At 73.8% G+C, this 26,349-nt stretch carries 20 protein-coding genes and 1 tRNA gene; 7 read left to right on the forward strand and 14 right to left on the reverse strand.

The annotated features are described in order from the left end of the window. Positions 1–66: 66 nt before the first annotated feature. The 7 genes from ACFY30_RS03625 to ACFY30_RS03655 form a co-directional block, all read right to left on the reverse strand. Positions 67–1,047, reverse strand: coding sequence for a hypothetical protein (locus ACFY30_RS03625; protein ID WP_390843497.1), 981 nt, complete (start codon positions 1,045–1,047; stop codon positions 67–69). 49 nt (positions 1,048–1,096) lie between these two features. Further along, positions 1,097–1,993, reverse strand: a complete 897-nt coding sequence (locus ACFY30_RS03630) for a hypothetical protein (protein WP_390843498.1) — start codon at positions 1,991–1,993, stop codon at positions 1,097–1,099. 149 nt (positions 1,994–2,142) lie between these two features. Further along, positions 2,143–2,868, reverse strand: coding sequence for a 50S ribosomal protein L1 (gene rplA, locus ACFY30_RS03635; RefSeq protein WP_390843499.1), 726 nt, complete (start codon positions 2,866–2,868; stop codon positions 2,143–2,145). An 82-nt stretch (positions 2,869–2,950) separates the two neighbouring features. Next, positions 2,951–3,385, reverse strand: a complete 435-nt coding sequence (gene rplK / locus ACFY30_RS03640; RefSeq protein WP_037858373.1) for a 50S ribosomal protein L11 — start codon at positions 3,383–3,385, stop codon at positions 2,951–2,953. A 162-nt stretch (positions 3,386–3,547) separates the two neighbouring features. Continuing rightward, positions 3,548–4,387, reverse strand: a complete 840-nt coding sequence (gene nusG / locus ACFY30_RS03645; protein WP_390843500.1) for a transcription termination/antitermination protein NusG — start codon at positions 4,385–4,387, stop codon at positions 3,548–3,550. Between the two features lie 80 nt (positions 4,388–4,467). Then, entirely contained in the window at positions 4,468–4,755 is a 288-nt protein-coding gene (secE, locus tag ACFY30_RS03650; protein WP_390658110.1) for a preprotein translocase subunit SecE, read from the reverse strand. A gap of 108 nt (positions 4,756–4,863) precedes the next feature. Continuing rightward, positions 4,864–4,936 (reverse strand) — tRNA-Trp (locus tag ACFY30_RS03655). A gap of 229 nt (positions 4,937–5,165) precedes the next feature. Between ACFY30_RS03655 and ACFY30_RS03660 the strand changes: the two genes are divergently transcribed. Together ACFY30_RS03660 and ACFY30_RS03665 are read left to right on the forward strand one after the other, a co-directional pair. Continuing rightward, complete coding sequence (locus ACFY30_RS03660; RefSeq protein ID WP_390658109.1) at positions 5,166–6,392, forward strand: pyridoxal phosphate-dependent aminotransferase; 1,227 nt, start codon at positions 5,166–5,168, stop codon at positions 6,390–6,392. 131 nt (positions 6,393–6,523) lie between these two features. Continuing rightward, positions 6,524–7,555 carry an adenosine deaminase gene (locus ACFY30_RS03665; RefSeq protein WP_390843501.1) on the forward strand — a complete coding sequence of 344 codons (1,032 nt, stop codon included), beginning with the start codon at positions 6,524–6,526 and terminating at the stop codon, positions 7,553–7,555. A gap of 684 nt (positions 7,556–8,239) precedes the next feature. On the opposite strand, the gene ACFY30_RS03670 is transcribed toward ACFY30_RS03665, so the two are convergent. Genes ACFY30_RS03670 through ACFY30_RS03680 form a run of 3 tightly spaced genes read right to left on the reverse strand, consistent with a single transcriptional unit; the run spans position 8,240 to position 11,062 of the window. Continuing rightward, positions 8,240–9,730, reverse strand: a complete 1,491-nt coding sequence (locus ACFY30_RS03670; RefSeq protein ID WP_390843502.1) for a hypothetical protein — start codon at positions 9,728–9,730, stop codon at positions 8,240–8,242. Next, on the reverse strand, positions 9,705–10,460 hold the full coding sequence (locus ACFY30_RS03675; RefSeq protein WP_390843503.1) for a hypothetical protein: 756 nt from the start codon (positions 10,458–10,460) through the stop codon (positions 9,705–9,707). The genes ACFY30_RS03670 and ACFY30_RS03675 overlap by 26 nt, the downstream gene beginning before the upstream one ends. Continuing rightward, a complete protein-coding gene (locus ACFY30_RS03680) occupies positions 10,457–11,062 on the reverse strand; it encodes a hypothetical protein (RefSeq protein WP_390843504.1) in 606 nt (201 codons plus the stop codon). The genes ACFY30_RS03675 and ACFY30_RS03680 overlap by 4 nt, the downstream gene beginning before the upstream one ends. A gap of 330 nt (positions 11,063–11,392) precedes the next feature. Here ACFY30_RS03680 and ACFY30_RS03685 point away from each other — a divergent pair, with 330 nt between their 5' ends. Then, the gene (locus ACFY30_RS03685; RefSeq protein WP_390843505.1) at positions 11,393–12,103 is read left to right on the forward strand and encodes a 4Fe-4S cluster-binding domain-containing protein; all 711 of its coding nucleotides are present in this window, start codon (positions 11,393–11,395) and stop codon (positions 12,101–12,103) included. Positions 12,104–12,240: 137 nt separating this feature from the next. Here the strand turns inward: ACFY30_RS03685 and ACFY30_RS03690 are convergent, their stop codons facing one another. After that, a complete protein-coding gene (locus ACFY30_RS03690; protein ID WP_390843506.1) occupies positions 12,241–13,353 on the reverse strand; it encodes a macro domain-containing protein in 1,113 nt (370 codons plus the stop codon). A 362-nt stretch (positions 13,354–13,715) separates the two neighbouring features. Between ACFY30_RS03690 and ACFY30_RS03695 the strand changes: the two genes are divergently transcribed. The 4 genes from ACFY30_RS03695 to ACFY30_RS03710 all read left to right on the forward strand — a co-directional run bounded on the left by ACFY30_RS03695 (position 13,716) and on the right by ACFY30_RS03710 (position 21,022). Continuing rightward, the gene (locus tag ACFY30_RS03695; RefSeq protein ID WP_390843507.1) at positions 13,716–16,334 is read left to right on the forward strand and encodes a protein kinase; all 2,619 of its coding nucleotides are present in this window, start codon (positions 13,716–13,718) and stop codon (positions 16,332–16,334) included. Next, the gene (locus ACFY30_RS03700) at positions 16,331–17,935 is read left to right on the forward strand and encodes a hypothetical protein (protein ID WP_390843508.1); all 1,605 of its coding nucleotides are present in this window, start codon (positions 16,331–16,333) and stop codon (positions 17,933–17,935) included. The genes ACFY30_RS03695 and ACFY30_RS03700 overlap by 4 nt, the downstream gene beginning before the upstream one ends. A gap of 232 nt (positions 17,936–18,167) precedes the next feature. Then, positions 18,168–20,243: an AAA family ATPase gene (locus ACFY30_RS03705; protein WP_390843509.1), complete on the forward strand. Its 2,076-nt coding sequence runs from the start codon at positions 18,168–18,170 to the stop codon at positions 20,241–20,243. Then, positions 20,240–21,022, forward strand: a complete 783-nt coding sequence (locus ACFY30_RS03710; RefSeq protein WP_390843510.1) for an FHA domain-containing protein — start codon at positions 20,240–20,242, stop codon at positions 21,020–21,022. The genes ACFY30_RS03705 and ACFY30_RS03710 overlap by 4 nt, the downstream gene beginning before the upstream one ends. Before the next feature lie 13 nt (positions 21,023–21,035). Here ACFY30_RS03710 and ACFY30_RS03715 read toward each other — a convergent pair whose 3' ends face one another. The 3 genes from ACFY30_RS03715 to ACFY30_RS03725 are packed head-to-tail and all read right to left on the reverse strand — an operon-like array spanning position 21,036 to position 26,102. Beyond that, complete coding sequence (locus ACFY30_RS03715; RefSeq protein WP_390843511.1) at positions 21,036–21,692, reverse strand: RES family NAD+ phosphorylase; 657 nt, start codon at positions 21,690–21,692, stop codon at positions 21,036–21,038. Continuing rightward, complete coding sequence (locus ACFY30_RS03720; protein ID WP_390843512.1) at positions 21,689–22,408, reverse strand: hypothetical protein; 720 nt, start codon at positions 22,406–22,408, stop codon at positions 21,689–21,691. The genes ACFY30_RS03715 and ACFY30_RS03720 overlap by 4 nt, the downstream gene beginning before the upstream one ends. Continuing rightward, a complete protein-coding gene (locus ACFY30_RS03725) occupies positions 22,395–26,102 on the reverse strand; it encodes a CHAT domain-containing protein (protein ID WP_390843513.1) in 3,708 nt (1,235 codons plus the stop codon). Before ACFY30_RS03725 ends, ACFY30_RS03720 begins: the two co-directional genes overlap by 14 nt. Positions 26,103–26,349: the final 247 nt, after the last annotated feature.

A 26,349-nucleotide genomic window follows, 5' to 3' on the forward strand; every position in this document is an offset into this window, starting at 1 on the left:
TTCGGTAGGAGAGTACGGGACCCCGGCGCCGTCAGGCAAATCCGCCCGTAGGGGCCGCCCGGCCCCTCAGAGGGCGGGGGCGGTCTCCAGCCCCTCCAGGTCGAGATCGCCCAGGTCGGCGAGCTCCTCGGCCGGCGCCGGGTCGCCGGTGCCGTCCTCGGCGAAGCCGCCGTCCTGGAGCTCCTTGAACATCTCGGCCATGTCGAAGGTCTCGTCGGCCGGCGGCACCTCGACCTCGGCCTCGGTGCCGTAGTCGGAGAAGCTCATGCTGATCTCGACGTCACCCTCGGGGGTCGCCATGGCGACGTCCATGCGCACCGGCAGATCGTCGTCGTTGACCCAGACGTCGGTGTCGTAGCCCTCGACGCCGGCCTTCTCGATCTCCTTCAGGACCTCGGCCCGCTCGTCGGCCTCGAGGACGTCCAGCGAGTCGCCCGAGTCCAGCATCTCCTTCACGGTCAGCGTGCCCTTGTAGTGCCGGGCCTCGACGCCGCCGATCTTCTCGCTGCCCACCTGCTTCAGGTTGGGCGAGTCGAGCAGCATGGCCAGCTGCTCGGCCGGGTCCTGGTTCATGTTCTCCAGGCCGGAGGTCATCTGCTTGCGCAGGGCCTCGTCGCCGGCGGCCTTCGCCATGGCGGCCATGTCCAGCTTCATCCAGCGCTTGCCGTCCATCTCGGCCGACGCCTCGGCGCCCATGTCCGTGTACATCACGTTGTCGCGGACGATCATCCGGACGCGCTCGGGGGCGTCGGCGTCCGACGCGAGGGCCGAGCCCTCCATCGTGACGTCCATGACGGTGGGGTCCCAGCCCATGATCCCGGACATCTTCATGTCCCCGCCGTCCTCCAGGGCGGCGGGTGCGGACATCGTCATGGTGACCCGGGCGGACCTGGCCTCGGCCGTCTTCTCGTAGGCGGCCGTGAGCACCTGGGCGGCGGACCGCCGCACGCCGTCCGACGCGCCCCTGCCCTGGCTCCCGCACGCCGCGGCGCCCGTGAGCAGCAGCCCCGTGGCGGCGGCCGCGGCGGTCTTGCGACGTCTGTTCATGTGTCCCCCTTGGACAGGGGTCCCCCCGGACCCCGTGGATGTCGGAAGGTCAGCCCGCCGACTGCTGCTGCATCAGCTCGGTGAAGTCGGCCGTGTCGCTCGCGGGAGGCTCCTCGACCGCGACCTCGGTGCCGTAGTCGCTGTAGTACGCCGTCTGGCTGTACGCGCCCGCCGTCGTGTCGCCCTTCTCGACCTTCTTGACCAGCAGGTCCTGGTCGTCGACCCAGATGTCGACGGTCTCGGTGGTGACGCCGGCCTGCTCCAGCTGCTTCTTCAGGTCGTCGAGCTGGCTCTGGCTGAGGCTGGAGTTCTTCTCCGCGAGGTCGGCCACCTCGACCGTCCCCGAGTAGTGCGTGGTCCGCTGTCCCCGCACCTTCTCCTCGCCGACCTTGCGCACGTCCCCTGAGGCCAGCAGGAGCTTCACCGACTGGTTCGGGGTGGTGTTCTGCATCTGGTCCTTCAGATACGCCCCGCTGCTGCCCCCGAGGGTCTCCAGGTCGTCGTACGCGTACTTGATCCAGTGCTTGCCGCCGGACTGCTCGGCGAAGGTGTCGCCCATCCGGGCGTAGTAGGCGTCCGGCAGATAGCGGGCCTCCATCGACGCGCTGCCCATCTGGCGCATGGTGTCGGCCATGGTGCCGCCGGTGTACGTGATGGTGAGGTTGCCGGTGAGACCGTCGCCCCAGGCGAGGGCGCCGTCGGCGGTCATCGACATCACCGAGCCCATGGTGGTGGTGGACTCGACCTTCGCGGAATCGGCGCCGTCCGTGGACTTCTCCGCGCTGCGCAGGGCGGCGATGGGGTCGAACCGGGGGCTCGAGTCCCCGCCGGAGCCACCGGAGCCGCCTGACCCGCCGGAGCTTCCCGAGCTGCAGGCCGTGACCCCCGCCAGCAGGCTCATCGCCGCGATGGAAAGGCCCGCCGTCCGCACGAACGTGCGCTTCATTTCGCCCCACCCCCATGAGAATCCTGTGAATGCACGCTAACGCACGACACTGACAGCCGTACGGGATTAATGGCGTACGACCAAAGGGACGAGCCCCGCACCTCGAAAGGTTGCGGGGCTCGTCGCCGACCGAAAGGGAACCGTCAGGTTCAGACCGCGGCCGGGTCCTCCTCGACGAGGAGGTTCCGGGTGCGGTTCGGGTCGACCAGGATGCCGGGGCCGATCGTGGTGCTGATCGCGGCCTTCTTGATGTAGCGACCCTTGGCGGCGGACGGCTTCAGACGGAGGATCTCCTCCAGGGCCGCGCCGTAGTTCTCCACCAGCTTGGAGTCGTCGAAGGACGTCTTGCCGATGATGAAGTGCAGGTTCGCGTGCTTGTCGACGCGGAACTCGATCTTGCCGCCCTTGATGTCGGTGACGGCCTTGGCCACGTCGGGGGTGACGGTGCCGGTCTTCGGGTTCGGCATCAGACCACGGGGACCGAGCACGCGGCCGAGGCGGCCGACCTTGCCCATGAGGTCCGGGGTGGCGACGACGGCGTCGAAGTCCAGACGGCCCTTCGCGACCTCGTCGATCAGTTCGTCGGAGCCGACGATGTCGGCGCCCGCGGCCTCTGCGGCCGCAGCACGGTCACCGGTCGCGAAGACCAGGACCCGGGCGGTCTTGCCGGTGCCGTGCGGCAGGTTCACGGTGCCACGGACCATCTGGTCGGCCTTGCGCGGGTCGACACCCAGGCGGAAGGCGACCTCGACGGTGCCGTCGAACTTGCTGGTGGAGGTCTCCTTGGCGAGACGGACGGCCTCGAGCGGGGCGTAGAGCTTCTCCCGGTCGACCTTGGCGTCCGCAGCGCGGAGGGACTTGCTGCGCTTGCTCACTACTGCTCCTGGTGATTCTGAGGAGTCGTGGTACGGGCCGAGCAGGCCCTTCCACACTTCTGCTGTGGTACGGGGGTGGAGGTCAGCCCTCGACCGTGATGCCCATGGAACGGGCGGTGCCGGCGATGATCTTCGACGCGGCGTCCAGGTCGTTGGCGTTGAGGTCGGGCAGCTTGGTCTGGGCGATCTCGCGGACCTGCGCCTCGGTGATCTTGGCGACCTTGGTCTTGTGCGGCTCGCCGGAGCCCTTCTCGACACCCGCGGCCTTGAGGATCATCTTGGCGGCCGGCGGGGTCTTGGTGACGAAGGTGAACGAGCGGTCCTCGTAGACCGTGATCTCCACCGGGATGACCCAGCCACGCTGCGACTCGGTCGCGGCGTTGTAGGCCTTGCAGAACTCCATGATGTTGACGCCGTGCTGGCCCAGCGCGGGGCCGACCGGCGGAGCCGGGTTCGCCGCACCGGCGTTGATCTGGAGCTTGATGAGCCCCGTGACCTTCTTCTTCTTGGGAGGCATTGCTCTCTCCGGGTCCTAGTGAGAGTTTTTTCAGCCGTCCGGTCCGGATGATCCGGATGGAGGCATACCGCACAACGATAACGGGTATCCATGCGCGGCCAAAAACCGAGCAGGTCAGACAGGCTTTGACAGCCCGCCTGACCTGGTCGGAAGCAGTGAGACCTAGTTCTTGGTGATCTGGTCGAAGCTCAGCTCGACCGGCGTCTCGCGGCCGAAGATCTCGACGAGACCCTTGACCTTCTTCGAGTCGGCGTTGATCTCGTTGATCGTGGCCTGCAGCGTGGCGAACGGACCGTCGGTGACGGTGACCGAGTCGCCGACCTCGAAGTCCAGCACCTGGACCTCGACCTTGCGCTGCGGAGCGGGCTTGCCCTCGGCCTCGGCGGCCTCGCGGGCGGCCTTCTCCTCGGCCTCCGGGGCGAGCATCTTGACGATCTCGTCCAGGGTCAGCGGGTACGGGTCGTAGGCGTTGCCCACGAAGCCGGTGACGCCGGGGGTGTTGCGGACGACGCCCCAGGACTCGTTCGTCAGGTCCATACGGACGAGGACGTAGCCGGGAAGCTTGTTCTGGCGGATCGTCTTGCGGTCGCCGTTCTTGATCTGGACGACCTCTTCCTGCGGCACCTCGGCCTGGAAGATGTAGTCCTCGACGTTCAGCGAGACGGCGCGCTGCTCCAGGTTGGTCTTCACGCGGTTCTCGTAACCGGCGTAGGTGTGGATCACGTACCACTCGCCGGGGAGGGTGCGCAGTTCCTCACGCAGGGCGGCGACGGGGTCGACGGGCTCGGCCGGCTCTTCCTCCTCGGCCTCGCCTTCGTCCTCGGCCTCCGCGGAGACGGCCTCGTCCTCGTCCTCGACGTGGAGCGCGGCTTCCTCCGCGGCCTCGCCCGCCTCGGCGTCGGCAGCCTCGAACTCGTCCACCTCGTCCGCGCCCTCGACGATGTCGAGCTCGTCGTCGACCTCGTCGGGCTCGATGGCGTCGTTCAGGTTCTGGTCAGACACGGTGGCTGCTTCTTCCTGGATACATAGGGGTGGAACATGCGAAAGGGGCGCCGGATACCTCGGCGCCCTTCGCTCTCGGATCAGCCGAAGACGTACTTGGCGGCGTGGCTGAGTCCATAGTCAATCACGGTCACAAGGCCGATCATGAGGACGACGAAGACGATCACTACGGTCGTGTACGTCGTCAGCTGGCTTCGCGTGGGCCAGACGACCTTGCGGAGCTCCGCGATGATCTGGCGGTAGAAGAGCGCGAGGCGCTTCAGCGGGCCCTTCTTGGCCCTCTTGCCGCCCTTGCGGGCCTTCTTCTTCGCCTCAGGCAGCTCGTCCTGGGCATCAGGCGTGTCGATGGAGCCCACGGCATCCGCCATTCGTCCTCACCTGTTCCCGGGTCGTGGCCGTGCCGCGCCCGGTCTGAGCCGCACGGCGGTGCATTGCTGTACGTACATGCGCACACATCCTGGCGAAGGTGTGTGTAGCAGGGCCGGAGGGACTTGAACCCCCAACCGCTGGTTTTGGAGACCAGTGCTCTACCAATTGAGCTACGACCCTTTGTGTGTCCCCAACGTACCGCATCCGCCCGAGTGCTCGGTGTGTGCACCGGGTGGGGCACGGCTGTTGAAGGCCAACGACGGATGAGTGTACGTGGTCCTGAGCGTGCCGTCGAACGGAAAGTGCTCTTGAGCGGATTCAGTCTGATGTTCTGTCGGCTGACCCGTCCGGTGCCCAGTCCGTGAAACCCGTGTGCCCGGCCGGTTTCCGGTCTGAAACCATGGGTCGTATGAGCGCTGCAACCCCTCCCACCGAGCGCCGGGTCTCCGCCCGAGTCGGCGCGATCTCCGAGTCCGCCACCCTCGCCGTGGACGCCAAGGCCAAGGCCCTGAAGGCCGCCGGGCGTCCGGTGATCGGCTTCGGCGCCGGTGAACCCGACTTCCCGACCCCGGACTACATCGTCGAGGCGGCCGTAGAGGCCTGCAAGAACCCCAAGTACCACCGGTACACGCCGGCGGGTGGTCTGCCCGAGCTGAAGGCCGCGATCGCCGCGAAGACCCTGCGCGACTCCGGCTACGAGGTCGACGCCTCGCAGATCCTGGTCACCAACGGCGGCAAGCAGGCGATCTACAACGCCTTCGCCGCGATCCTCGACCCGGGCGACGAGGTCATCGTCCCTGCGCCGTACTGGACGACGTACCCGGAGTCGATCCGTCTCGCCGGCGGTGTCCCGGTGGAGGTCGTGGCCGACGAGACGACCGGCTACCGGGTCTCCGTGGAGCAGCTGGAGGCGGCGCGCACGGAGAAGACGAAGGTCGTGCTCTTCGTCTCGCCGTCCAACCCGACCGGCGCGGTCTACAGCGCCGCCGAGGCCGAGGCGATCGGCCGCTGGGCCGTCGAGCACGGCCTGTGGGTGCTGACGGACGAGATCTACGAGCACCTGGTCTACGGCGACGCGACCTTCACCTCGCTGCCGGCGATCCTGCCCGAGCTGCGCGACAAGTGCGTCGTCGTCAACGGGGTCGCCAAGACGTACGCGATGACCGGCTGGCGGGTCGGGTGGATCATCGGCCCGAAGGACGTCGTCAAGGCCGCGACGAACCTGCAGTCGCACGCCACCTCGAACGTCTCGAACGTGGCGCAGGTCGCCGCCATCGCCGCCGTCTCCGGTGACCTGTCGGCGGTGGCGAAGATGAAGGAGGCCTTCGACCGGCGCCGCAAGACCATCGTGCGGATGCTCAACGAGATCGACGGCGTCCTGTGCCCGGAGCCCGAGGGCGCGTTCTACGCGTACCCGTCGGTGAAGGCGCTGCTCGGCAAGGAGATCCGCGGCAAGCGCCCGCAGAGCAGCGTGGAGCTGGCCGAGCTGATCCTGGAGGAGGCCGAGGTCGCGGTCGTCCCGGGTGAGGCCTTCGGCACGCCGGGCTATCTGCGGCTGTCGTACGCGCTGGGCGACGAGGACCTCGTCGAGGGCGTGAGCCGGATCCAGAAGCTGCTGGCGGAGGCCAGGGACTGACGTCCGGCTCCCTCGTACGGGGGACGCCGATCCCGAATGCGGGATCGGCGTCCCCCGTTGCTTTGTGCGAGCAAGACCACGTTCGGGGAAACGGCTACCGGGAGGACATCGACGTACGGCAGGATCGCTGAATGGAGCGTGTACGTGATGTCTCTGAGCTGCCGAAAGCCCATCTGCACCTGCACTTCACCGGGTCGATGCGGCCCGGGACCGTGCTGGAACTGGCCGACAAGTACGGGGTGCGTCTGCCCGAGGCGCTGACCGACGCGCTGACCAGCGGGGAGCCGCCGAGACTGCGGGCGACGGACGAGCGGGGCTGGTTCCGCTTCCAGCGGCTGTACGACGCGGCGCGGTCCTGCCTCAGGGAGCCGGAGGACATACAGCGGCTGGTGCGGGAGGCGGCGGAGGAGGACCTCCGGGACGGCTCCGGCTGGCTGGAGATCCAGGTCGACCCGACGTCGTACGCGCCCCGGCTGGGCGGGCTGATCCCGGCGCTGGAGATCATCCTGGACGCGGTGGAGACGGCCTCGCGGGAGACCGGGCTCGGGATGCGGGTGCTGGTCGCGGCGAACCGGATGAAGCATCCGCTGGACGCCCGGACGCTGGCCCGGCTCGCGGTGCGGTACGCGGACCGGGGCGTGGTCGGCTTCGGGCTGTCGAACGACGAGCGGCGGGGCATGGCGCGGGACTTCGACCGGGCGTTCCACATCGCGCGCGAGGGCGGCCTGCTCTCGGCACCGCACGGCGGCGAACTGACGGGCCCGTCCTCGGTGCGGGACTGTCTGGACGATCTGCACGCGACCCGGCTCGGGCACGGGGTACGGGCGGCGGAGGACCCGCGGCTGCTGAAGCAGCTGGCGGAGCGGGGCGTGACCTGCGAGGTGTGCCCGGCGTCGAACGTGGCCCTGGGGGTGTACGAGAAGCCCGAGGACGTGCCGCTGCGGACGCTGTTCGAGGCGGGCGTGCCGCTTGCGCTCGGCGCCGACGACCCCCTTCTCTTCGGCTCGCGGCTGGCCGCGCAGTACGAGATCGCGCGCCGGCACCACGGCTTCACGGACGAGGAACTGGCGGAGCTGGCCCGGCAGTCGGTACGGGGTTCGGCGGCGCCGGAGGGCGTACGGGCGAAGCTGCTGGCAGGCGTGGACGACTGGCTGACGTCCTGATCCCGCCGCGCGGGAACGACGCGGCCGGGTCGGCAGGACGGGAACGGCGGGGCCGGGACGGCAGGACAGGGACGGCGGGGCCCGGCACGCCCCTGACGGCATCGCCGGCTCGGCGGAACGGGGACGGCACGGTCCGGACGACGCGGCCGGCACGGCAACACCGGGATGGCGCGGCCGGCGCCGCCGCGACCGGGACGGCACGTCCGGCACGGCAGGACCGGCACGGCAGAACCAGGACGGCGCGGCCGACGCGGCAGGGCGGGCTGACGGAGCCGGGACGACAGGACCGGCAGAACCGGCACGGCGACGCGGCCGGAACGGCAGAGCCGGGCCTACGCGGCCGGAACGACAGGACCGGGACGACTGGCTGGCGTCCTGAACCCGCCGCACTGGGACGGCAGGGCGGAGACGGCATGACCGTCGACGCCGCGGCCGGTATGCCACAACTAGGACGGCACGGTCAGGACGGCAGAGCCGGGACGGCACGACGAGGCGGGCTGACGGAGCCGGGACGGCACGGCCGGGCGGCACGGCCGGCACGGCCGGGGCGGCACGGCCGGGGCAGCACAGCCGGCACGGCACAGCCGGGGCGGCAGGGCGGGGCGGCAGGACGGGCTGACGGAGCCGGGGCGGCAGGACGGGCGGCAGGGCGGGCCCTGGGCCTGGTTGCCGTCCCGGCTCTCGTCATCGCTGTGCCGGGAGTTCCGGCAGGAGCGGGTAGCGGGTCGACAGGCGCATCGCGCCCTCGGTGACCGCGGGGTCGCGCGAGGCCGCCTGGACGCCGTCGAGGTAGGCGTGCGCCGCTGCCTCGAAGACGTTGTCCACCGCCGTGAGTTCGGCGGCGAGGGCCTGGGCGCGCTCGGCGCGCCGGCTCTCCTGGGTGGCCTGCTCCCGCTGCGCCGCCGCGACCTCCGCCTCCGCCCGCGCCAGCACGTCCTCGGCCTTCGCCAGCCGCTTGCCGTGGAGCCGGTAGGCGGCGACGAAGGGGTGCTCCTCGGACACGGCGAGCAGGAAGGCGATGCCGCCGGAGAGCAGGAGCAGGGCGATGAAGGTGACGCTGACGGTGTGCTCGTCCAGGTGGAGCTGGTCGAGCAGGGTCGGCGCGGGCGGCAGGTCGACGCCCAGCTGCCGAGCGGTCTCCGCGAGGCCGGAGGTGTCGTTGTCCCGGAAGACGATGCGGGCGCGCAGGTCTCCCAGGTACCAGGCGGCCCAGCCCCACAGGGTGACGAGCGCGGCCGCGACCGGCAGGACCAGCCACAGGGCGGCGGTGGCGCCCCGGCGGCGCCACTGGCGGCCGGCCTGGAAGGGGCCGAGGGTCATGGCGACGCCGACGGCGGCGGTCAGCAGGAACGCGCTCACCCGGCCTTCGGGGGTGCCGTCGTGGATGGCCAGGAACACCCCCAGGTACACGGGGAGTTCGACCAGGATCAGCAGCAGGGTGAGGACCCGGCGGGGCCAGCGGGCCATGGCCGCGGTCTCGGTCAGGCCTTCCCAGGGCACCTCCGTCGCGGTCGCGGGCCGGGCGGTCCGGTGCCGTGCGAAGTCGCCTTCCCGTTCGTCGGGGGCGTACAGGCCGCCGTCCTCGCCCTCGGCGTACTCCGGGTCCTTCTCCGGGGGTTCGGTGGAGGGGTCCGTGCCGTCCGGGCGGCCCGCCCCGGAGCGGGCGACGATCCAGGGCAGCAGGCGGTCGCGCCGGTCCTCGCGGGCGGCCATCCGGGTCGCCGCGCGGTCCAGGCGGGCGGACGCCGCGTGCCGGCGGCGGGTCTCCTCCTCCTGGGCGTCCCGCGCCCGGCGGGCCTCGGCCGTCCGGGCCGCCGTGTCGGCGTACAGCCGGGCGGAGGCCCGCAGTTCGCGTTCCTCGCGCTCGTGGTGCTCGGCGACGACCCGGTTGCGGGTGTGGTCGCGCATGCCCTGGAGCCGGCCGAAGTAGGGCAGCCGGCGGCTGGAGCCGAGGACGTACGGGTTGAGCGTGCCGCCGGCCGCGGCGCGGCGGCCGGCGTTCTCGGCCTGCTCCAGCAGGCTCCGGCCCTCGCGGGTCTCGGACAGCGGGACCCGGCCGCGGGGTGCGGCGGGGGCGGTGCGGCCGAGGCCGGGGGCCCGGCCCTCGGAGCGGCGGAAGCGGAAGGGGTTGCGGAGCCGGCGGGGCTCGTCAGGCGCCGTATCCGTCGTCGACATCGACCTTCACCTCCTTCTCCAGCAGCTGCGTCCAGAACGCGCCGAGCTGCTCGACGTGTTCGGGGCTGGTCCGGCCGCCGCGCATGGCGAAGCCGACCCGGTAGACGGTGGTGTGGGGCAGGTCGGGCAGGTTGCGGCCGGCGACCATCGCGTCGACGGCGGTGTCCCGCTGCGCCTGCGTCTCGATCTTGTACTTGGACAGTTTGAAGCCGGGGTCGGCCTGCTCGAAGTCGCTGACCACGAGGATCTGGAAGGTGCCGTCGCCGTCGCGGGGCACCTTGGCCACGCGGGTGAGGCCGCCCAGCACGTCGGAGCCGGGCTGGCGGTCGCGGGCGCACTCCAGCATCTTCTCGGCGCCGGCCTCGGCCAGGACGCGGGTCTGCGTCCACAGGGGCTCGCGTTCGGAGCGTTTGTCGGAGTCCGGGTCGATGTCGATGCGCGGCACCTGGCAGGAGGAGGCCTCGGACGCGGAGGTGATGGGTGCGTAGGAGAGGTACTTGCACTTCTTGTCGGCGAGGAAGCGGGGCAGGGTCGACTTCAGCTTCTCCTTCGCCCGGAAGCCGTCGTCGCTGTCGGCGCCGGAGCCGGAGCCGTCCACGACGACCGCGCAGTCGGCCTTGAGCCGTTCGGGCCCGTCCCAAGGGCCGCACGCCGTCAGCAGCAGGGCCGCCGCGCCCAGGGCGGCGGCCACCCCCGCCGGGCGGATCGCGCCGGTGGTGGTTGTCGTCATCGGTTCCCCCGCTCTCTTCGGCCGGCCGCCGCGGCCGCCGGCCCGATCCTCTGCTCCAGAATCTGCAGCGCCCTGCGGACCACGACGCCGTCGAGCAGCCAGTCCGGCGGGCCCGTCCAGGTGTCGTCGAGGGCCGCGGTGCCCGGTGCCCCGGCGGGCGGCAGCTCCTCCAGCCGGGCGGCGCGCGCGTACGCGGCCTCGTAGTGGGCGAGTTCCTGGTCGGCGCAGGCGGCGAGGGCCAGGCCGCGCTGCTGGCAGGCCGTCACCTCCGTACGCCACTGCGACACCCAGCCGCCGAAGCGGGCCAGCGCCGCCGGCACGTCCTCGCGCCCGCGGTCGTCCTCGCGCGGAGCGTCGTACTCCGTCACGATCCGCTCGGACTCCTCGTGCACCCGGCCGACGGCGGCGGCGCGTTCCTTCAGGAACCGGGCCATCAAATCGTCCAGTGCCATGCGCGCCCCGCGTTCCAGCTGCCGGGCGTAGTGCTCGGTGCCTATGCCGGCCCTGCCGTCCCGCCGCGCCCGGCGGGTGGCCCGCCAGCGGGTGCGTGCGGTGAGGCGGGCGCGGCCGTAGTCCGCCGGGACGGACTTCACCTCGCTCATTCCATCCCCCTCGTTCGGATTCCCCGGACCACCCACGGGGATTCGCGCGCAGCCTAGGGGATAAACGAAGGCGCGCGGGAGAGATTTACGACAGCGGATTTACCGCATCCGGAAATCAGCCGGAGATCGACCGGCGAACGACCGGCACAGCGGCTTTGTTACCGGAGAGTTCCTGGAAAACTTCCGAAAAACCGGGCCGTTCCGGCGGGACTCGGAATAGGCTCCCTCCCGCTCGGGCGGGAGTGTGCCCGGAGACGGAGAAAAGATCTTCGAATACGGGTACGGGATTCTCGGCATACGGCTGCGGCATATGCCGAAGCGGGGGGAAGCATGACGGGAGTGACGGGAGAGACCGCTGCGGCGGCAGCCGCCGACGCGGCGCTGCCGGTGCGGGTCGCCGACGGGTACTTCCCGGTCGAGACGCTCGGCCCGGGGCGCCGGCTGGCCCTGTGGTTCCAGGGCTGTGCGCTGGCCTGTCCGGGGTGTATGTCCCGGCACACCTGGGATCCCGCGGGCGGCCGGGCCGCCACCGTCGGTGAGCTGCTGCGCCTGTGGGAGGCGGCGCTGGCCCGGGGCGCGGAGGGCCTGACCGTCAGCGGCGGGGAACCCCTCGCCCAGCCCGCCGCGCTGGCGGCGCTGCTGCGCGGCGCCGGCCGGCTGCGCGAGCGTGCGGGGCGGGCCGCCGACCTGCTCGTCTACACCGGTCACGAGCCGGGTGAGGTGCCGGAGGAGGTGTGGTCGGCGCTGGCGGGCGCGGACGCGGTCGTGACGGGCCGGTTCCGGGTCGCCGAGCCGACGGACCTGGTCTGGCGCGGATCCGCCAACCAGCGGCTCGTCCCGCGCACCGCCCTCGGTGCCCTCCGCTACGGCCCGCATCTCGCGCGCCTCCATCCGCCGGGACCGCGCGTGAGCCTGCGGGCGGACGCCGACGGCGGGGGCGCCCGCGTGTACGGCGTCCCGGCCCGGGGCGAGCTGCGCCGGCTGGAGCGCGAGCTGGCGGCGGGCGGCATCCGCCTCACCGGACCCAGCTGGCGCCCGTGATGGCGCGCCCCACGGGGGCACCTGCCCCGACGTGCGCCTCGCGCGCCCCTGCACGAGCCTCGCGCACCTCCGGAAGCACCGTGTGCGCCCCCGTCGGCGCCCCGCGAATCAGGGCGTCCGACCTCTTACGGTCCCGCTCATGGCTCCGGCTTCTCCGCCGCCTCCACCCCGAACACCCGGGCCGCGTCCGGATGGCGCGTCACGACGTGCACGGACCAGCCGGGGTCGGCGGTGAGGGCGTCCTCGATGGCCCAGCTCAGCCATTCCGCGCTGGTTCCGCGCTCCAGGCCGCCGCGGCCGGCGCCCAGCAGCGGGAAGCAGATCGAGCGCAGGCCGGGCAGGCCGTCCGCCCGCTCCCGGCGCGCGCGGGCGAAGCAGGCGGCGACGGCGGTGGCTATGTGCTGCGGGTCGACGCGGTAGGCGTGCCCGTCCGGCACCGCCACGGCCGCGTGATAGACGCGCCGCACCCCGCGCTCGGCGAGAGCGCCGGCGCCGGTCGGCACGACCGTGCCCGGCCGCAGCGGCAGCACCCCGGGCCGGGCCCGCACCCAGGCGGCGAGCTCGTCCGCGAGGACGTCGGCCACCGGCCCGTCCGCCGCGCAGCCCACGGCCGCCGAGCGGCGCAGCGCCCCGGAGACGGTGGGCCGGAACGACTTCGACATCTCCAGGTGGACGTTCTCGGAGGAGACCAGGATGTCGATGTCCCGCAGCAGTTCGATGGGCGAGAGATGGACGGTGACCGGCCTGCTCCCGGCCCGGCCGGCCAGCCCGGTGCGCGGTACGACGATCGGACGGGCCGCCTGGGTGCGGGCGGGCCCGGGGCCCCGCGGCGCCGGCCGCGACGGACGCCCGGCGGGCTCGCGGGCCTCGGCGAGCACGGCCCCGGCCAGCTGCTCGACCACCTGTTTCTCCTGGCTGTGCCGGAACCGCTCGCTGGTCACCCCGTACACCAGGGCGGCGGCCCGGCGCCGGTCCGCGGCCGGGTCGCCGCGGCGGCCGGGCAGCAGGCCGTAGGTGCACTGGGCGGCGCGGCCTATCAGGTCGTCGGTGCCGAGCCGCTCGGCGGCCGCGCGGATCAGGCGTTCCGCGCCGTCGGCGAGGTCCTCCTCGCCCACGGCGTACCCGGCGTACAGGGTGGCCGCGCGCAGCGCCTCGGGCACCAGAGCCTGCAGCGCGGGCAGGCCCCCGCGGCGCAGCTGCCGCAGCTCCCGTATCAGGTCGGCGCGGTCGGGCAGACCATCAGGGTTCATGGCGGTCAACATATCCACGCCGGTACCGCGGCCGCCCCGCCTTCCCGCAGTACGCCCCGGATCGGTGCACCTGCCCGGTACCCTCCGCGAATTACCCCGTTTCCCGGTGCGCGGCGCCGGGATCCCGCTACTCTTCCGGCCCGGGCGTCCTTCCGCGCCGGGGTGCCCGCCGTCGGGTCCCGCAATTCGGTGCGCGGCACGGCGGATGCGTATCCCGCGTCCCTCCCGGTCTCTTTTCCGGCACACCATTCCGCACACCTTTCCGCACGCGGTTCCCCACCTCTTCACACCGGTCCCTCCCACTCCCTTCCGTACGCCCTCTCCGGCGCCCGCCGGGCCCTTTCCGCGCGCAGGTGAATTCCATGACGTTTCCAGTCGGTCCCGATCCCCATGGCGACGACGACGGCCTGGTCCCGCCGACGCTGTACGAACCGCCGGGCGGCACCGGTGGCATGGCCGCGCCCGACCCGCGGGGCGAACCGGTCGAGCTGCCGCCCTCGCTGACCGGCCGCTTCCAGCCGCGTGAGCGGCTGCCCCGGCGCGGCGAGCAGACCGTGCACCGGGCCGCCGAGGAGGGGCGCTCCGCCGAGCTGCGGGCGGCCGTGTTCCGGGTGCGCTGCCCGGCCGACGGCACCGAACGGATCGTCAAGTGGTTCCACCCGGACGCCGCGCCCGACCCGGCGGTGACCGCGCTGCTGTCGCGGGGGCAGCTGCACGCGGGCCTGTCGTACGTCCTGGAGGCGGGCGTCGACCGGGGGGCGCCCTTCCATGTGCTGCCCTCGCACGGCAACACGGACCTCGCCACCCATCTGCGCGACCACTCCGGCCCGTTGCCCACGCCGGACGTCGAGCGGATCGTGGAACGGCTGCACGGGGCGCTGACCGCCCTGCACGCGGCGGGTGTGGTGCACCGGGACCTCAAGCCGTCCAACCTGGTCCTCGGCGACTACGACGACCCCGCGACCATGGTGCTGATCGACTTCGGCATCTCCGCCACCGGGCCCTTTCCGCGCCAGGTGGGCCGCGGTTGGGCCGGCACCCCCGGGTACGCGTCTCCGCAGGCGCAGCTCATGGCGTCGATCGTGCGGCCGGCGGACGACTGGTGGTCGCTCGGGATCGTCGTCGCGGAGGCCGCGCTCGGCCGGCATCCCGTCCGGCACCGCGAGACGGCGTCGGTCATGGACGCCGTCCAGCGCGGCGACATCGACCTGGACGGCATCCGTGATCCGCGGGTCCGGCTCCTCTGCGAGGGGCTGCTGACGTGGGACCACGAGCACCGCTGGGGCGCCGGGCAGGTCCGGCGGTGGCTCGACCACGAGTCCCCCGACGTGGTCCGCGAGGGGCCCCGGCCCCGGCCGGGCGGGCGTCCGGCCGCCGACCCCGAGGCACCCCACTTCGAACACGCGGGCCGGCGGTTCACCGACCCGGCGGAACTGGGCGAGGTGTTCGACGCGGACTGGCCGGCCATGGCCCGCCGGCTGTCCCGGGGCCGCGGCCGCGAGCAACTCGCCGACTGGCTCGCCGAGTTCCGGCCCACGGCGGACACCGACCGGGCCGGGGAACTCGACGAGCTGCTGGACCGGCTCCGGCGCGCGCGGCGCGGACCGGACGCGGCGACCCTCATCGACCTGATCGGCTGGATGGCGCCCCAGCAGGAGCCCGGCTACCGCGGCATCCCGCTGGGCATGGGCGACCTGCCGGCCTTCGCCGGGCGGGCCGCCGACGGCGACCGGCAGTGCGTGTCCGTCATGAACGAGCTCTACGGGCAGCGCCTGCTGACCCGGCTGGCCCGGCGCCGCGGCGGCGAGGAACTGACGTACGTCTCCCGGCGCTGGCACACCCACCACCGCCAGTGGGCGGAGGCCACCGCCCGGCTGTCGCAGATACCCGAGCTGCGCGACCACCGGGACGACCTGCGCGCCGCGACCGCCACCGGCCCGGCCCTCACCGCCGAGCTGCTGCGCCTGGCCGCCGATCCCGCCCCGGTCACCCGGCGGCTGCGCGCCGAACTGCGGGACGTGCTGCGCGCCCTGCCCGCGCGGGTGCCCTGGTTCACCCGGCTGGCCGAGGCGGCCGACGACCCCGTACCGCTGCTGCTGACCCTGCGGCTGCGGCCGCTGGCCGAGGCGCAGGCCCGGGAGACCCGACGGGCCCAGGAGGAACGCCGGCAGCTGGCGGCCATCGGCCGGCGGGCCGAGCACACCCGGCTGGTGCGGCGCCGGCTGGAGCTGCCGGTGGTGCTCGGCCGGGCCGCGGGCGGCGCATTGCTGCTGTTCTTCCCGCACGCCTTCCTGGTCGGCCTGGCCGACGTGTACGGGTGGGCGCCGCAGAGCACCGTGCTGATCGCCTGGATGCTGAGCGTGCCCTCGCTGGCGGCGCTGCTCGTGATCGAGTGCTGGACCGCCTGGTACATCGGCCCCTGGTACCACCCCCGGTTCTCCGTGATGGGCCTCATGACGCGGCGGGCGCTGCCGCTGACCAGCCGGATCGGGCGGCGCGGGTGGAAGCGGTACCTGTGGGCGGCCGTGGGCGCCGCGGCCCTGGCGGGCACGGTCGCGGGCACGTTCTTCCTCGCGGTGTGGATCTGGCCGGCGGGGACCGTGCTGGCGCTGCTGGTCTCGGCGGTGCTGCGGGTGCGGGCCTGGCACCGCTACCAGGCGGACGCCCGCAGCGGCAGCCTGTCGGCACCGCCCGCCGATCCGCGGAGCGAGCCACGGGGCGACGCCCGGGGCGGCAGGCGGGGCGATCCGCCGGCCGGTCCGCGCGGCGGAACCCCGGGCGGTCCGCACGCCGGTCCGCACGCCGATCCGCGCGGCGGGGTGCCGGGAGCGCGCCGGCCCACCGGGTCCCCCGCCCCCACCCCTGCCTCCCCCTCGTTTTCCCCGTCCGGTCACCCGTCGGGGCCACCGTCCGGTTCTTCCCCGTCCGGTTCTTCACCGTCCGGTCCCCTACCCGGTTCCCGTACTGGAGGAGTGGCGTGAGCAGTGCGTACGCCGGCACCGATCTGTTCGCCGTGATGCCGGACGTCTCGGCGTCCGGGGTGGACCCCACGCTGGCCCAGCCCGACGTGGTCGGCCTGCAGATGCCGGACACCGGCGTCTCCGACCTGGCCCACACGGCGACCGGCCACGTCGACGCCGTGGGGCACGCCGTCGACCACATGGTGGACGAGGCCGCCCAGCAGCTGCACGACATGATCGTGCCCGCGCTCATCGGACTCGCCGACCTCAGCGGCGCGCTGCTGGTCACCCGGCTGGCGCTGCGCGGCACCATGGCGCTCGCGGCGTTCAACAACAAGGTCGCCGCCGAGCAGGAGGCCATGGCCCGGCGGCAGATGTCCCTGGAGGACGGCAGCGCGTGCTGGCGGCGTGCGGCGGAGACCGCGGCCGGCCTCAACGCCCGGATCACCGTCCTGGGTCTCGACCCCGCCGGACCGGGCGACCCGCCGCTGCCCGCACCGGTGCAGCCCGTCGGCGTCCCCCTCGACCTGCTGTGGAAGCGACTGGCCGAGACCGAGCGGGCCCTGCGCCGGGTGGAGGCCCAGCGCGCGGCCCGCGCCACCGCGCGCCTGCCCTTCCAGCACCGTGAGAACCCGGAGCGCGCCGACTGGTACGACCGGCTGCGTGAGCAGCGCCGCCGCGCCCTCAAGACGTACGCGGCCGGCGGGGAGCTGCCCGCGCCGGCGGCGGCACGGCCGCCCCGCAGCGAACAGGAGACCGCGCTCACCGAGGAGGACGTCCTGCGCGAGGGCGCCGAGCTGCTCGCCCGGCTGCCGCTGGCGTTCACCTCCGAGAGCCGGGAGCTGGTCGACGACTGTCTGCTGGAGGCCCGGCGGGCGGTCGGGCGGCGGCCCACGGCGGTGCGGCGCTATCTCGACGAGGCCGCGCTCATCGCGCACAAGGAGTCCGAGCGGGCCGAGCGCGCCGAGACGGCCCGCCGTGACGCCGCGCTGCGGCTGCAGGTGCTCCGGGCCGACGCGCCCGAGGGCGTCGATCCGCTGCCGGAGGCACCCGCCGCGGTCGGCATCCTCGAGCGTGTGCTGCGCGACGGCGTCCCGGCGTCGAAGGAGGACGAGCGGACCGTCCAGCAGGCGCTCGCCGCCCGCTCGGCAGCCCTGCACCGGGCGTACCTGGTGGCGGCGCTGCGCCGGGCGAGCGAGCAGTGGGGGGACGGTACGGTGCACGCCCGGGCCGACGCCGAGCACTGGGACTTCGCCCCGGCGGCCTGGGGCGGCCACTACTGGCTGCGGGTCCGCCTCACCGCCACCGGCCAGGCCCGCGTCCTCACCATGCGCAGACCGCTCACCGCGCGGGAGGCCGCCGACCCGGTGACCGTCGCCCGCTGGCAGGCGCTGGACGCCGAACGCTGTACCGAGAACGCCGCGTACGTCGACGAACTGGGCCTGCTGAGCGAGGAGGAGGGGGTGCGCGCCGAGTTCACCTGGACGGAGAGCCAGGTGCTCACCGGGGAACCGGCGCCGGGCCTCACGGACTCGTTCCGCGGCGAATCCGCCGCCCGGCCCGCACGCACCCGCCGCCCACGGCAACAGCCACAGGAGCGCCGCCGCGACGACCGCCGCTGACCCGCCACCGGTCCCACCGGCCCGACGGCCCGGCTGATGCACGGCCGGGTCCCACCGGCCCGACGGCGCGCACGAGCCGCGGCCGGGTCACCGGCGCGACACCCCCGGCCACGGGCCGCCGACAACCGCCCGCCTCCACCTCCCGCCCCTCACCCTCACCGCCCACCGCCCACCGCCCACCACCGCGGCCGTCGGCTCACCGCCCGCCCCCTACCCGCCCCGTGGAGTCCCCTTGACCAGCACCCCCGTCGAGTCGTTGCGTGTGAGCCGGACGGTTCATCCGCCGTTCGCCGCCGAACTCGTCCACACCCTCAGCGTCCACTCCCAGTACGTGCTGCACGGCAACATCCGCGACGACTACGTGGTGGCCGACGACCTGAGCGACGGCCGGCGGGTCTACCGGGCGGTCTCCCTGGAGGACATGCTGTGGGAGCCGTTGCAGCGGGCCGGCTACAAGAGCCTGCTGCGCTACGACCCGGTGGCGGGCTTCCGGGTCGTACACAGCGCCGGCTCGGTGGACATGAACACGCTGCTGGCGCGCAACACCCGCCGCCTGCCGGGCCGTTCGGACGACTCCGACACCGACGAGGTGGCCCGGGTCCTGGAGTCCTTCTCGCGGGGCTGGGTCGGCGAGCGGCCCGGCCCGCCGCAGAAGGACCCCCGCTACGAGGACTACCAGCAGCCCCTGCACGCCGCCCTGATCGTCGACTACGCCTCCCGGATCCCCACCCAGGTCAACCAGCTCAGCGACGAGGAGCGCACATTCTTCCTGCGCTGTCTGAAGATCGCCGAGGAGGCGCAGCCCTTCGTCCGCGCCAAGTCGGGCCGCGCCCTGTTCAACCCGGTCATCTGGCTGGCGGACGGCGAACGGGACCTGCCGGCCTGGCTGTTGACGAGCGGTGTACGGGTGCGCAGCATCGGCGTTCCGACGCCGGACCTCGGCCAGCGCCGCCGGATGGCCGCGCTGCTCGCCCAGCAGGCCGGCGTCCCCGGTGCCCAGCAGTCCGGCGTCCCCGGCACCGCCAGGCTGGACGTGGGCCCGCTGGTGAACCGTGACGTCCGGGAGGAGCCCACGGACGAGGACGTCGAGCGGTTCGCCCGCGCGGCCAGCGGGCTCACCCTGCGCGCCATGCGGGAGAGCATGCGGCTGGCCCGCGCCTCGAAGATCACCTTCGACCGGATGGAACAGGCCGTACGGATCTACGAGCTCGGCGTCAGCCGCAACCCGTGGACCGGCGGCGCGGTGGCCGACAGCATCCGGGACGGCCAGGCCTACATCAGCGGCCGGGTGCAGGGCCAGGAGAAGGCGGTGACGCAGACCCTGGACGTGCTGAAGCGGGCCGCGCTCGGGCTGTCCGGCGCGCAGGCGTCCTCGCCGGCCGTGCACCGGCCCCGGGGTGTGCTGTTCTTCGCCGGTCCGACCGGCACCGGGAAGACGGAGCTGGCGAAGGCGGTGGCCACCACCCTGTTCGGTTCGGAGGACGCCTGTCTGCGCTTCGACATGAGCGAGTTCTCGGCGCCCCACTCGGCCGACCGCCTGGTGGGCGCGCCGCCCGGGTACGTCGGCTACGAGGCGGGCGGCGAGCTGACCCGCGCGGTGCGCGAGGACCCGTTCCGGGTGGTGCTGTTCGACGAGATCGACAAGGCGGACAAGGGGGTTCTGGACAAGTTCCTGCAGGTGCTGGAGGACGGCCGGCTGACGGACGGCCAGGGCGTGACGACGTACTTCAGCGAGTGCGTCCTCATCTTCACGTCCAACCTGGGCGTGCACGGCCCGTCGGGCGAGGACGGCCGCCCCCTGGCCTCCTTCTCCGGCGAGGAGAAGATCCCCGAGACACCCGTGGAGCGCGCGGATTTCGAGCAGCGGATCCTGGGCAACGTGCGCCACCACTTCGAGCACACCCTGAAGCGGCCGGAGCTGCTGAACCGGCTCGGCGGGAACATCGTCGTCTTCCAGTACATCGACGCGCCGACCGCACGGAACATCTTCACCGGGCAGCTCGGCAACATCGTCGACCACATGGAACGCCAGAGCGGCCTGCGCCTGCGGGTGCTGCCGGAGGCCGAGGAGGTGCTGGCCGCGCTGTGCACGGCGGACCTGCGCAACGGCGGCCGGGGCATCGGCATGAAACTGGAGACCCATCTCATCAACCCGCTGGCCCGCGAGGTGTTCGACCTCGGCACGCTGGAGCCGGGCTCGGTGGTCACCGTCTCGCGGGTCACGCCCCTCCCGGACGGCGGGGTCGACCTGACGGTGGAGGCGTCGGGCGGCGGGACGGTGCCGATGCAGAAGGCGGCACCCTGGTGACGGAGGGGCCGCGCCGCCATGTGGACAAGAGCCTCGCGGACCTCGACGACCTGCCGGTCATCGACGACATGGACGAGGACCCCGTTCCCCCGCCCTACGACGGCTCGTACTACGACGGCCTGGCGTACGACGGGCCGGGGGACGACGGGCCGGGGGACGACGGGCCGGGGGACGACGGGCCGGGGGACGGCGGGCCGGGGGACGGCGGGCCGGGGGACGGCGGGCCGGCGTACGTCGGCCCGCCCTGTGTCGGCCGGGGCCACGACGACCCGGACGACCTCGACGACGACCTCGACGACAGCGACAACGAGGGCGACGACGACGACAGCCGGCCGGACCCTCCGCCGTACCCCGGGCCGCCCCCGTCCCACCCCTGCTGGTCCTGCGGTGCGGCCGTCGCTCCCGGCTCCCCGGCCTGCCCGGAGTGCCAGGAGTCGACCCGGCATCTGCGGCTGATCGGCCCCGGGTCGTCGATCGACCTGCGGCACGGCGAGGGCCCGCCGCTGCGGCTGGGCCGGCATCCGGTGTGGGCGACCGCCGTGGCGGCCGCCCTCGCCGGGGACAAGGGCAAGGGGGTGTCGCGCCGTCACGCCGAGCTCCAGCTGGCGCCCGACGGCGCGATGTGGCTGACCGAGTACGCCGACGGCACCCTGAACGGCACCTACGTCAACGACGTGCGGATCGACCGGGGCGCCCGTGTCGCACTGAGCGACGGGGACGTCATCGGGCTCGGCCGGAACTGCGCCTTCAAGGTGCTGCTGGTCGAGCCCGACGCGTGACCCCCCGCGGACCTCACCCCGCCGGCGGCACGATCGCGGCGCGCAGCGGTGCCAGCAGCCGGTTCGCCGCGTGGGCGCCGTCGAGGGTGCCCAGGTCGTGGCTGACCAGCGGTTCGGGTGCGAACGGCGTGGCGCCGCAGCGGTCCCCGAACAGCACCAGGGCCTCCCGCGGCCGGTGCCGCCGGGACTGCCACACCAGCCCCTGCGCCTGGCCGGCCTGCCGCCGCAGCTCCTGCGCCCAGAAGCGGGTGCGCGGGTAGTCGTCGGGCTCGGAGTCCAGCAGCCAGCTGTCCTGGCAGACCGCCGCCAGGTCCTCCTCCACCCGCAGCGACACCAGGGTCAGCTCGGCCGTGGTGACGAGCTCGGCGAGCGTGTACCGGGCGGCCTGCGCCCACGGCACCAGCCGGCTGCCGAGGACCGGGTCGAAGTCCATGGACCGCAGCAGCACCTCGGCCAGCGCGGTGGCGGGCTCACGGGTGGCGTAGAGGTAGGGGTACGGGTCCTCGGCCGTGCAGTCGAAGCGGCTGCCGCCGAACAGGGTGTGCGCCGCGGCCTCCTTGAAGCCGGTCGCGGGGTAGTTGCTGCGGTGGCAGCGCCACAGCCGGGTGCCGGCCGGGAGCACGGTGGTCCGGGGCGCCATGGTGACCGAGGGAGGGATCTGCCGTGTCATCGACCGCCGTCCTCCTCCACCAGGGCCAGCGCGGCGTCGGCCAGCCGGTCGTCCGGCACCCGCCCGAGCAGCGCGGCGGGCGCCCCGCCCAGCCAGGAGTTGCCGCCCAGCCACCAGTCGGCGGCACCCCAGGGGTCGCGGTCGGCGAGCAGGATGCGGTTGATCCGTACGACGATGTCCAGCGGACGGCCGGTGTCCGGATCGAACTGGAAGTCGGGACTGCGTCGCCCCGCCTGCGGATCGGCCAGCACGATGACGTCGGCGGGCCCGGCCCCGGCGGCCGGGCTCCCGCCCGCGGCGGCCTCCCGTGAGGGCGCGGCCAGCAGCCTGCGCCGGGCGGCGGCGACGAGGTCGGCGACCGAGGGCGCCCGCGGTCGCGGTGGTGGCGCCGGGCGGTCCGCCGTCTGAGCCGACGGCGCCGCGTACAGCGCCTCCAGGGCCGCGAGGAGCGTGTCCTCGGCGGGCACGGTCGCCGTCGCGGCGGCTCCACGGCCGTAGACGTGCAGCAGCCGGGCGAGTTCGCCGGCCTCGTCCGGGACGGGCCACAGCGAGCGGACGATCGCCATCACCGCCATGGCGGCCCGATCGGCGTCGGCGCCGGCTTCGCGGAGCCGTTCCAGCATGGCCAGGAAGTGCCGGTACTGCTCGTCGTCCAGCCACTGTCTGAGCTCCTCCCGGTGACGGACGAGCAGGGCCAGCAGCTCATTGGTGTCCAACGTGTTCCCTCCGGGTCGGACCGGTGGCCGGTGCGGGATTGCCTTGGTGGATGAAGGGGGCCCAGGCCGCCACCGGCAGCGCCCCCTTGCCCCGGATCCGGGCGGCCAGCGGCCCGTGGAAGCCGGGGAACAGGGTGCGGGCCGGGTCGAGCGCCCACAGCTGGGTGAGCCGCAGCGCCTGCGCCGGGTCCGCGCCCTGGGCGAGGTGGTGGTGGACGACGTACATGAGGACGGCCGAACTGGCGTCGTCCACACCCCACTTGGAGCCGATCACATCGGCGGCCCCGCGGGCGGTGAACGCGGTGGTGAGGGTGAGCGCCTCGTCGTGGTCACGGGAGCTGAGGTCGGTCTCGCAGGCGCTGAGCACCACCAGCGGCCCGGCCGCGTCCCGTCCGGCCGCCGCGGGCGCACCGAGGAGTTGCCGTACCGTCAGCGCCCCCGGGTCGTCCCCGTCGCCCGTGCCGGGGCGGGACGGGTGCAGCAGCAGCCTCGACACGGTGGGCCGGTCCCCGACGCGGCCGTGCACACTGAGCTGCACCAGCGTGGCGGGCCGCTCGGCCGTCCCGCCCGGGAACAGCGGCAGCAGCTCCTCGGGGGTGCCGTCGACGTTCCACATGTTGCGCGCGAGGTAGCCGTAGCAGCGGGCGTGGGGGTAGAAGGACTCCCGCACTCCCTCGACCTCGTGCTCCGCGTTCGGCAGCGAGAAGCGCGGGTCCGCGACGAGTACGGGCTCGGCGGCCACGGGCAGCCGGGCCCGGGCGACGGACCGCAGGAACTCGGCCTGGGACGCGGCATGGCTGACGACGGCGAGATCGACGGCGTACACCGGCCGCTCCCCCGCGCCCGGGGCGATCCGGGCCGCGTGCCAGGGCACGGAGCCGAGGTTCCCGGCGGGCAGCAGCACCAGCCGCACCGGGTCCTCGGGCCGCGCGGGCCGCCCGGGCCGTACGACGTCCAGCACCGGTCCCATCACGGCCGGCCCCGCCCAGTCGCACAACTCCTCCAGCGCCGCCTGCCACTTCGCGTCGGCCTGCGCGCGCCCGGGTGCGTCGAGCGGCATCCCGGGCTCGGTGAACGCCGACCGGTCGCGGGCCGCGTCCAGATACCGCTCCAGCGGCCCGCGCTCCGCCCGGCCCAGCCCCCGCAGCTCCCACGGCAACGGCGCCGCCCCCGGCCGCACGACCAGCGCCCACCCGGGCCCGTCCCCCTGCCCCACCAGCAGGTGCACCACGGCGTCCACCCCGGCCCGCTGGGCCGCGTCGGCCACCTCCTGCCAGGCGGGGCCGCCCCGAAGGACCTGGGCGTCACGGCCCGGCCCGGTGGCTGCGTCGTGCCCGCCCGGCACCCCGGTGGCGCGGGCCCGCAGCGCGGCCAGGGCGCGGCGGCGCAGCGTGCTGGGGATGAGGGTGTCGGAGGTGTCGGGAAGGCCAGCAGGTGTACGGGGGCCGTCGGCGCCGTCGCCCGCGCGGGCGGCGTCCCGCCACTGGGCGGCCAGTTCGTGCTCGCCGTACGCCTCCAGCTGCTCCGGCACACCGGCGGAGGCCGCGACCGCCCTCAGCACGAGCGCGCGGCCCGCCTCCAGGACGCGCAGCGCGGTGGCCGCGTCGCCCGCCTCCGCCGCCCAGACGGCCGCGGTGACGCCCCGGTCGGCTGCGGCGCGGGCGGCGGCGAGCCCGTGCTCGGCGCCGATCTGCAGCAGCACGTCCTCGGCGACCTTCTCCAGCTGCCGCTCCGTCGCCTCCAGCGCCCGCGCGGTGTCGCCGGGAGCGCCGCGGCGGCGGTACAGCACGGCGAGTTCCCGGTACACCTCCTGGGCGGTCCCGCACCCGGTGTGGTCGTCGATCCCGGCGCGTGCCGTCTCCAGTTCCCGCAGCGCGCCGTCGAGGGAGGCCGGGTCGCCGTGGCGCTCGTGCTGGACGTCGAGGGCGAGGGCGATGCCGAGCCGGGCCCGGATGTCCTGGTCGGCGACGACCGGGGTGCCGCCGAGCGCGGCGCGGGCCCGCTCGACCTCCTCGAGAACACTGCGGGAGGACGGGTCGACGTACTGTTCCAGCGCTCCGGTGAGGGCACCCATCGAGGCCATGACCCCGCGCAGGGCCACCGGCATCGCGGGGTGTTCCTGTGCCTCGCGCAGATACATCAGCGCCCGCCGCAGCGGCGGTCCCACCGTGCCGCCCGCGTTCCCGATGGCCATGGCCCGGCGCAGTTGCAGCGTGCCGAGGTTGAACAGGACGAGGGACGCCGCGCTGTCGTCGTCGGCCAGGTCCTGGCGCATGTCCAGCAGGATCTCGGCGATGTCGTCCAGCTCGTCGAGGTCGTCGTCGGCCGCGGCGCTGATGCGCTGGTGCAGCAGCAGGGCCCGGCCGCTGGTCGACAGCTCCTTTCCGGCGGGCCCCGGCAGGCTGTCCCCTTCGGTGTCCCCGCGTCCGAACCGCTCGGTGAGCAGCCGGTGCGCGGTCGCCTCGTCGAGGAGGTTGCCACCCTGCATGGCGGCGCTCGACAGCAGCCCGGCCAGCAGGATGGGCGACAGCCCGGCGGGGGCGTCCTGGCTGCGGAAGGCCTCCAGCAGCGGCTCGCCCGCCTCGACCAGCCGCTCCGCCCGGCCGTCGCGCATGGCCAGGGTCATACGGACCAGACCGGCGGTCGTCTGCTCCTGCCAGGTGCCCAGCGGCAACGCCTCGGCCGCCCGCTCGAACTCCTCGGGCTTCAGCAGACCGGGCGACATCATCTCCATCGCGGGCAGCCACTCCTGCGCGATGCGCACCATCTCTTCGGGGGTCGGCGGGCCGTCCGCGTCCGGGTCCCGCGCCCCCGGGCCGGACTCGGCCGGCGTGTCGGGCATCACCTTGAGCAGTTCCGCGGCCGCGTTCATGAAGAGGGCGATGTGGGGCGGCATGGTCCCCAGGGTGTCGGCCTGGGCGATCACGTCGAGGAGGGAGTCGCGGTCGTTCCTCATGCCGGCGATCATCCGCATGGCCCTGATCCAGCGGTCCAGGTCCGGGCGGTCGGCCGGATCGGCCGTCTCCGCCAGTTCCTCCAGCAGCGAGGCCACTTCGGCGAAGTCCTCCAGCGAGCCCGGCCCGCCGGGCGTCATGTAGGCGGCGCCGAGCTTCATCATCTCGGTGAAGTCCTGCTCCCCCTGCCCCTCAAGCTCCGGAAGCTTCGGCACCAGCAGCCGGATCAGCAGCCGCAGCACGGCCTCATGGGAGCGCACTTCGCGCTCCGTGACGGGAACCGCCGTCCGCGCCTCCCTGAGCAGCGTGATCGCCTCGGCCCGCTCCCGCTCGGGATCCGTCCCGCCTCCGGCCAGATGGCGCACCGCGAGCAGGGCCCCCCGAGCCATCCGCAGAGCCCGCCGCTCCACCTCCCCCACGGTCCGCTCGGTCTCCACCAGCTCCCGCAGCATCCGCTCGGTGACGGCCTCGTCGGGTAACGGGTGGGAAGGGGGCTGCGGTGGAGCGGAACCGTCCCCCGCCGTCCGGGGACCGTTCCGCTCCTCGGCCGCTCGCTCCGCGGCGGCCTGTTCCCTGGCGGCCTGGTCCGCGAAGGCCCACTCCCGGCTGAGCGCGGAGGCCCGGTCGAACAGCTCCCCGCGTCCCGGGGCGGCGCCCCCGCTGCCCCCGGCGGCACCCGCACCGACCGGCCCCCGCCTCTCTCCCGCTCCGGCACTTCCCTGCGTCCCGCCGACCGCCACGCGCGCCTCCCCGGATCCCCGTCGCCCCACATACTGGCGGCGCCGGGGCGCCCGCGAGGCGCTTTCGGCCGTATTTCAGCCGACCCGACCGGGAATCAACCGCACGCGAGGGCCCGCTGCGGCACGGGAAGCGGCCACCATCGAGGAGGGGGCCGCCCGCGGCAGCCCGGGCTACGGATCGGGGGAGGCCCAGGACCCGCGGACGCCCCCTCCCGAACGGGAACAAGACGACGGGACCCACCGCTCG

Origin of the sequence: Streptomyces sp. NPDC000345 (assembly GCF_042898825.1) — a bacterium.
Taxonomy (GTDB): Bacteria; Actinomycetota; Actinomycetes; order Streptomycetales; family Streptomycetaceae; genus Streptomyces.

Excerpts from the sequence above, each read along its gene's own strand:
- ACFY30_RS03660 (WP_390658109.1), top strand. The coding sequence starts at position 5,166 with ATGAGCGCTGCAACCCCTCCCACCGAGCGCCGGGTCTCCGCCCGAGTC.
- ACFY30_RS03665 (WP_390843501.1), top strand. The coding sequence starts at position 6,524 with ATGGAGCGTGTACGTGATGTCTCTGAGCTGCCGAAAGCCCATCTGCAC.
- ACFY30_RS03625 (WP_390843497.1), bottom strand. The coding sequence starts at position 1,047 with ATGAACAGACGTCGCAAGACCGCCGCGGCCGCCGCCACGGGGCTGCTG.
- ACFY30_RS03680 (WP_390843504.1), bottom strand. The coding sequence starts at position 11,062 with ATGAGCGAGGTGAAGTCCGTCCCGGCGGACTACGGCCGCGCCCGCCTC.
- ACFY30_RS03695 (WP_390843507.1), top strand. The coding sequence starts at position 13,716 with ATGACGTTTCCAGTCGGTCCCGATCCCCATGGCGACGACGACGGCCTG.
- secE (WP_390658110.1), bottom strand. The coding sequence starts at position 4,755 with ATGGCGGATGCCGTGGGCTCCATCGACACGCCTGATGCCCAGGACGAG.
- ACFY30_RS03670 (WP_390843502.1), bottom strand. The coding sequence starts at position 9,730 with ATGTCGACGACGGATACGGCGCCTGACGAGCCCCGCCGGCTCCGCAAC.
- ACFY30_RS03675 (WP_390843503.1), bottom strand. The coding sequence starts at position 10,460 with ATGACGACAACCACCACCGGCGCGATCCGCCCGGCGGGGGTGGCCGCC.
- ACFY30_RS03630 (WP_390843498.1), bottom strand. The coding sequence starts at position 1,993 with ATGAAGCGCACGTTCGTGCGGACGGCGGGCCTTTCCATCGCGGCGATG.
- ACFY30_RS03690 (WP_390843506.1), bottom strand. The coding sequence starts at position 13,353 with ATGAACCCTGATGGTCTGCCCGACCGCGCCGACCTGATACGGGAGCTG.
- ACFY30_RS03685 (WP_390843505.1), top strand. The coding sequence starts at position 11,393 with ATGACGGGAGTGACGGGAGAGACCGCTGCGGCGGCAGCCGCCGACGCG.
- rplK (WP_037858373.1), bottom strand. The coding sequence starts at position 3,385 with ATGCCTCCCAAGAAGAAGAAGGTCACGGGGCTCATCAAGCTCCAGATC.
- ACFY30_RS03715 (WP_390843511.1), bottom strand. The coding sequence starts at position 21,692 with ATGACACGGCAGATCCCTCCCTCGGTCACCATGGCGCCCCGGACCACC.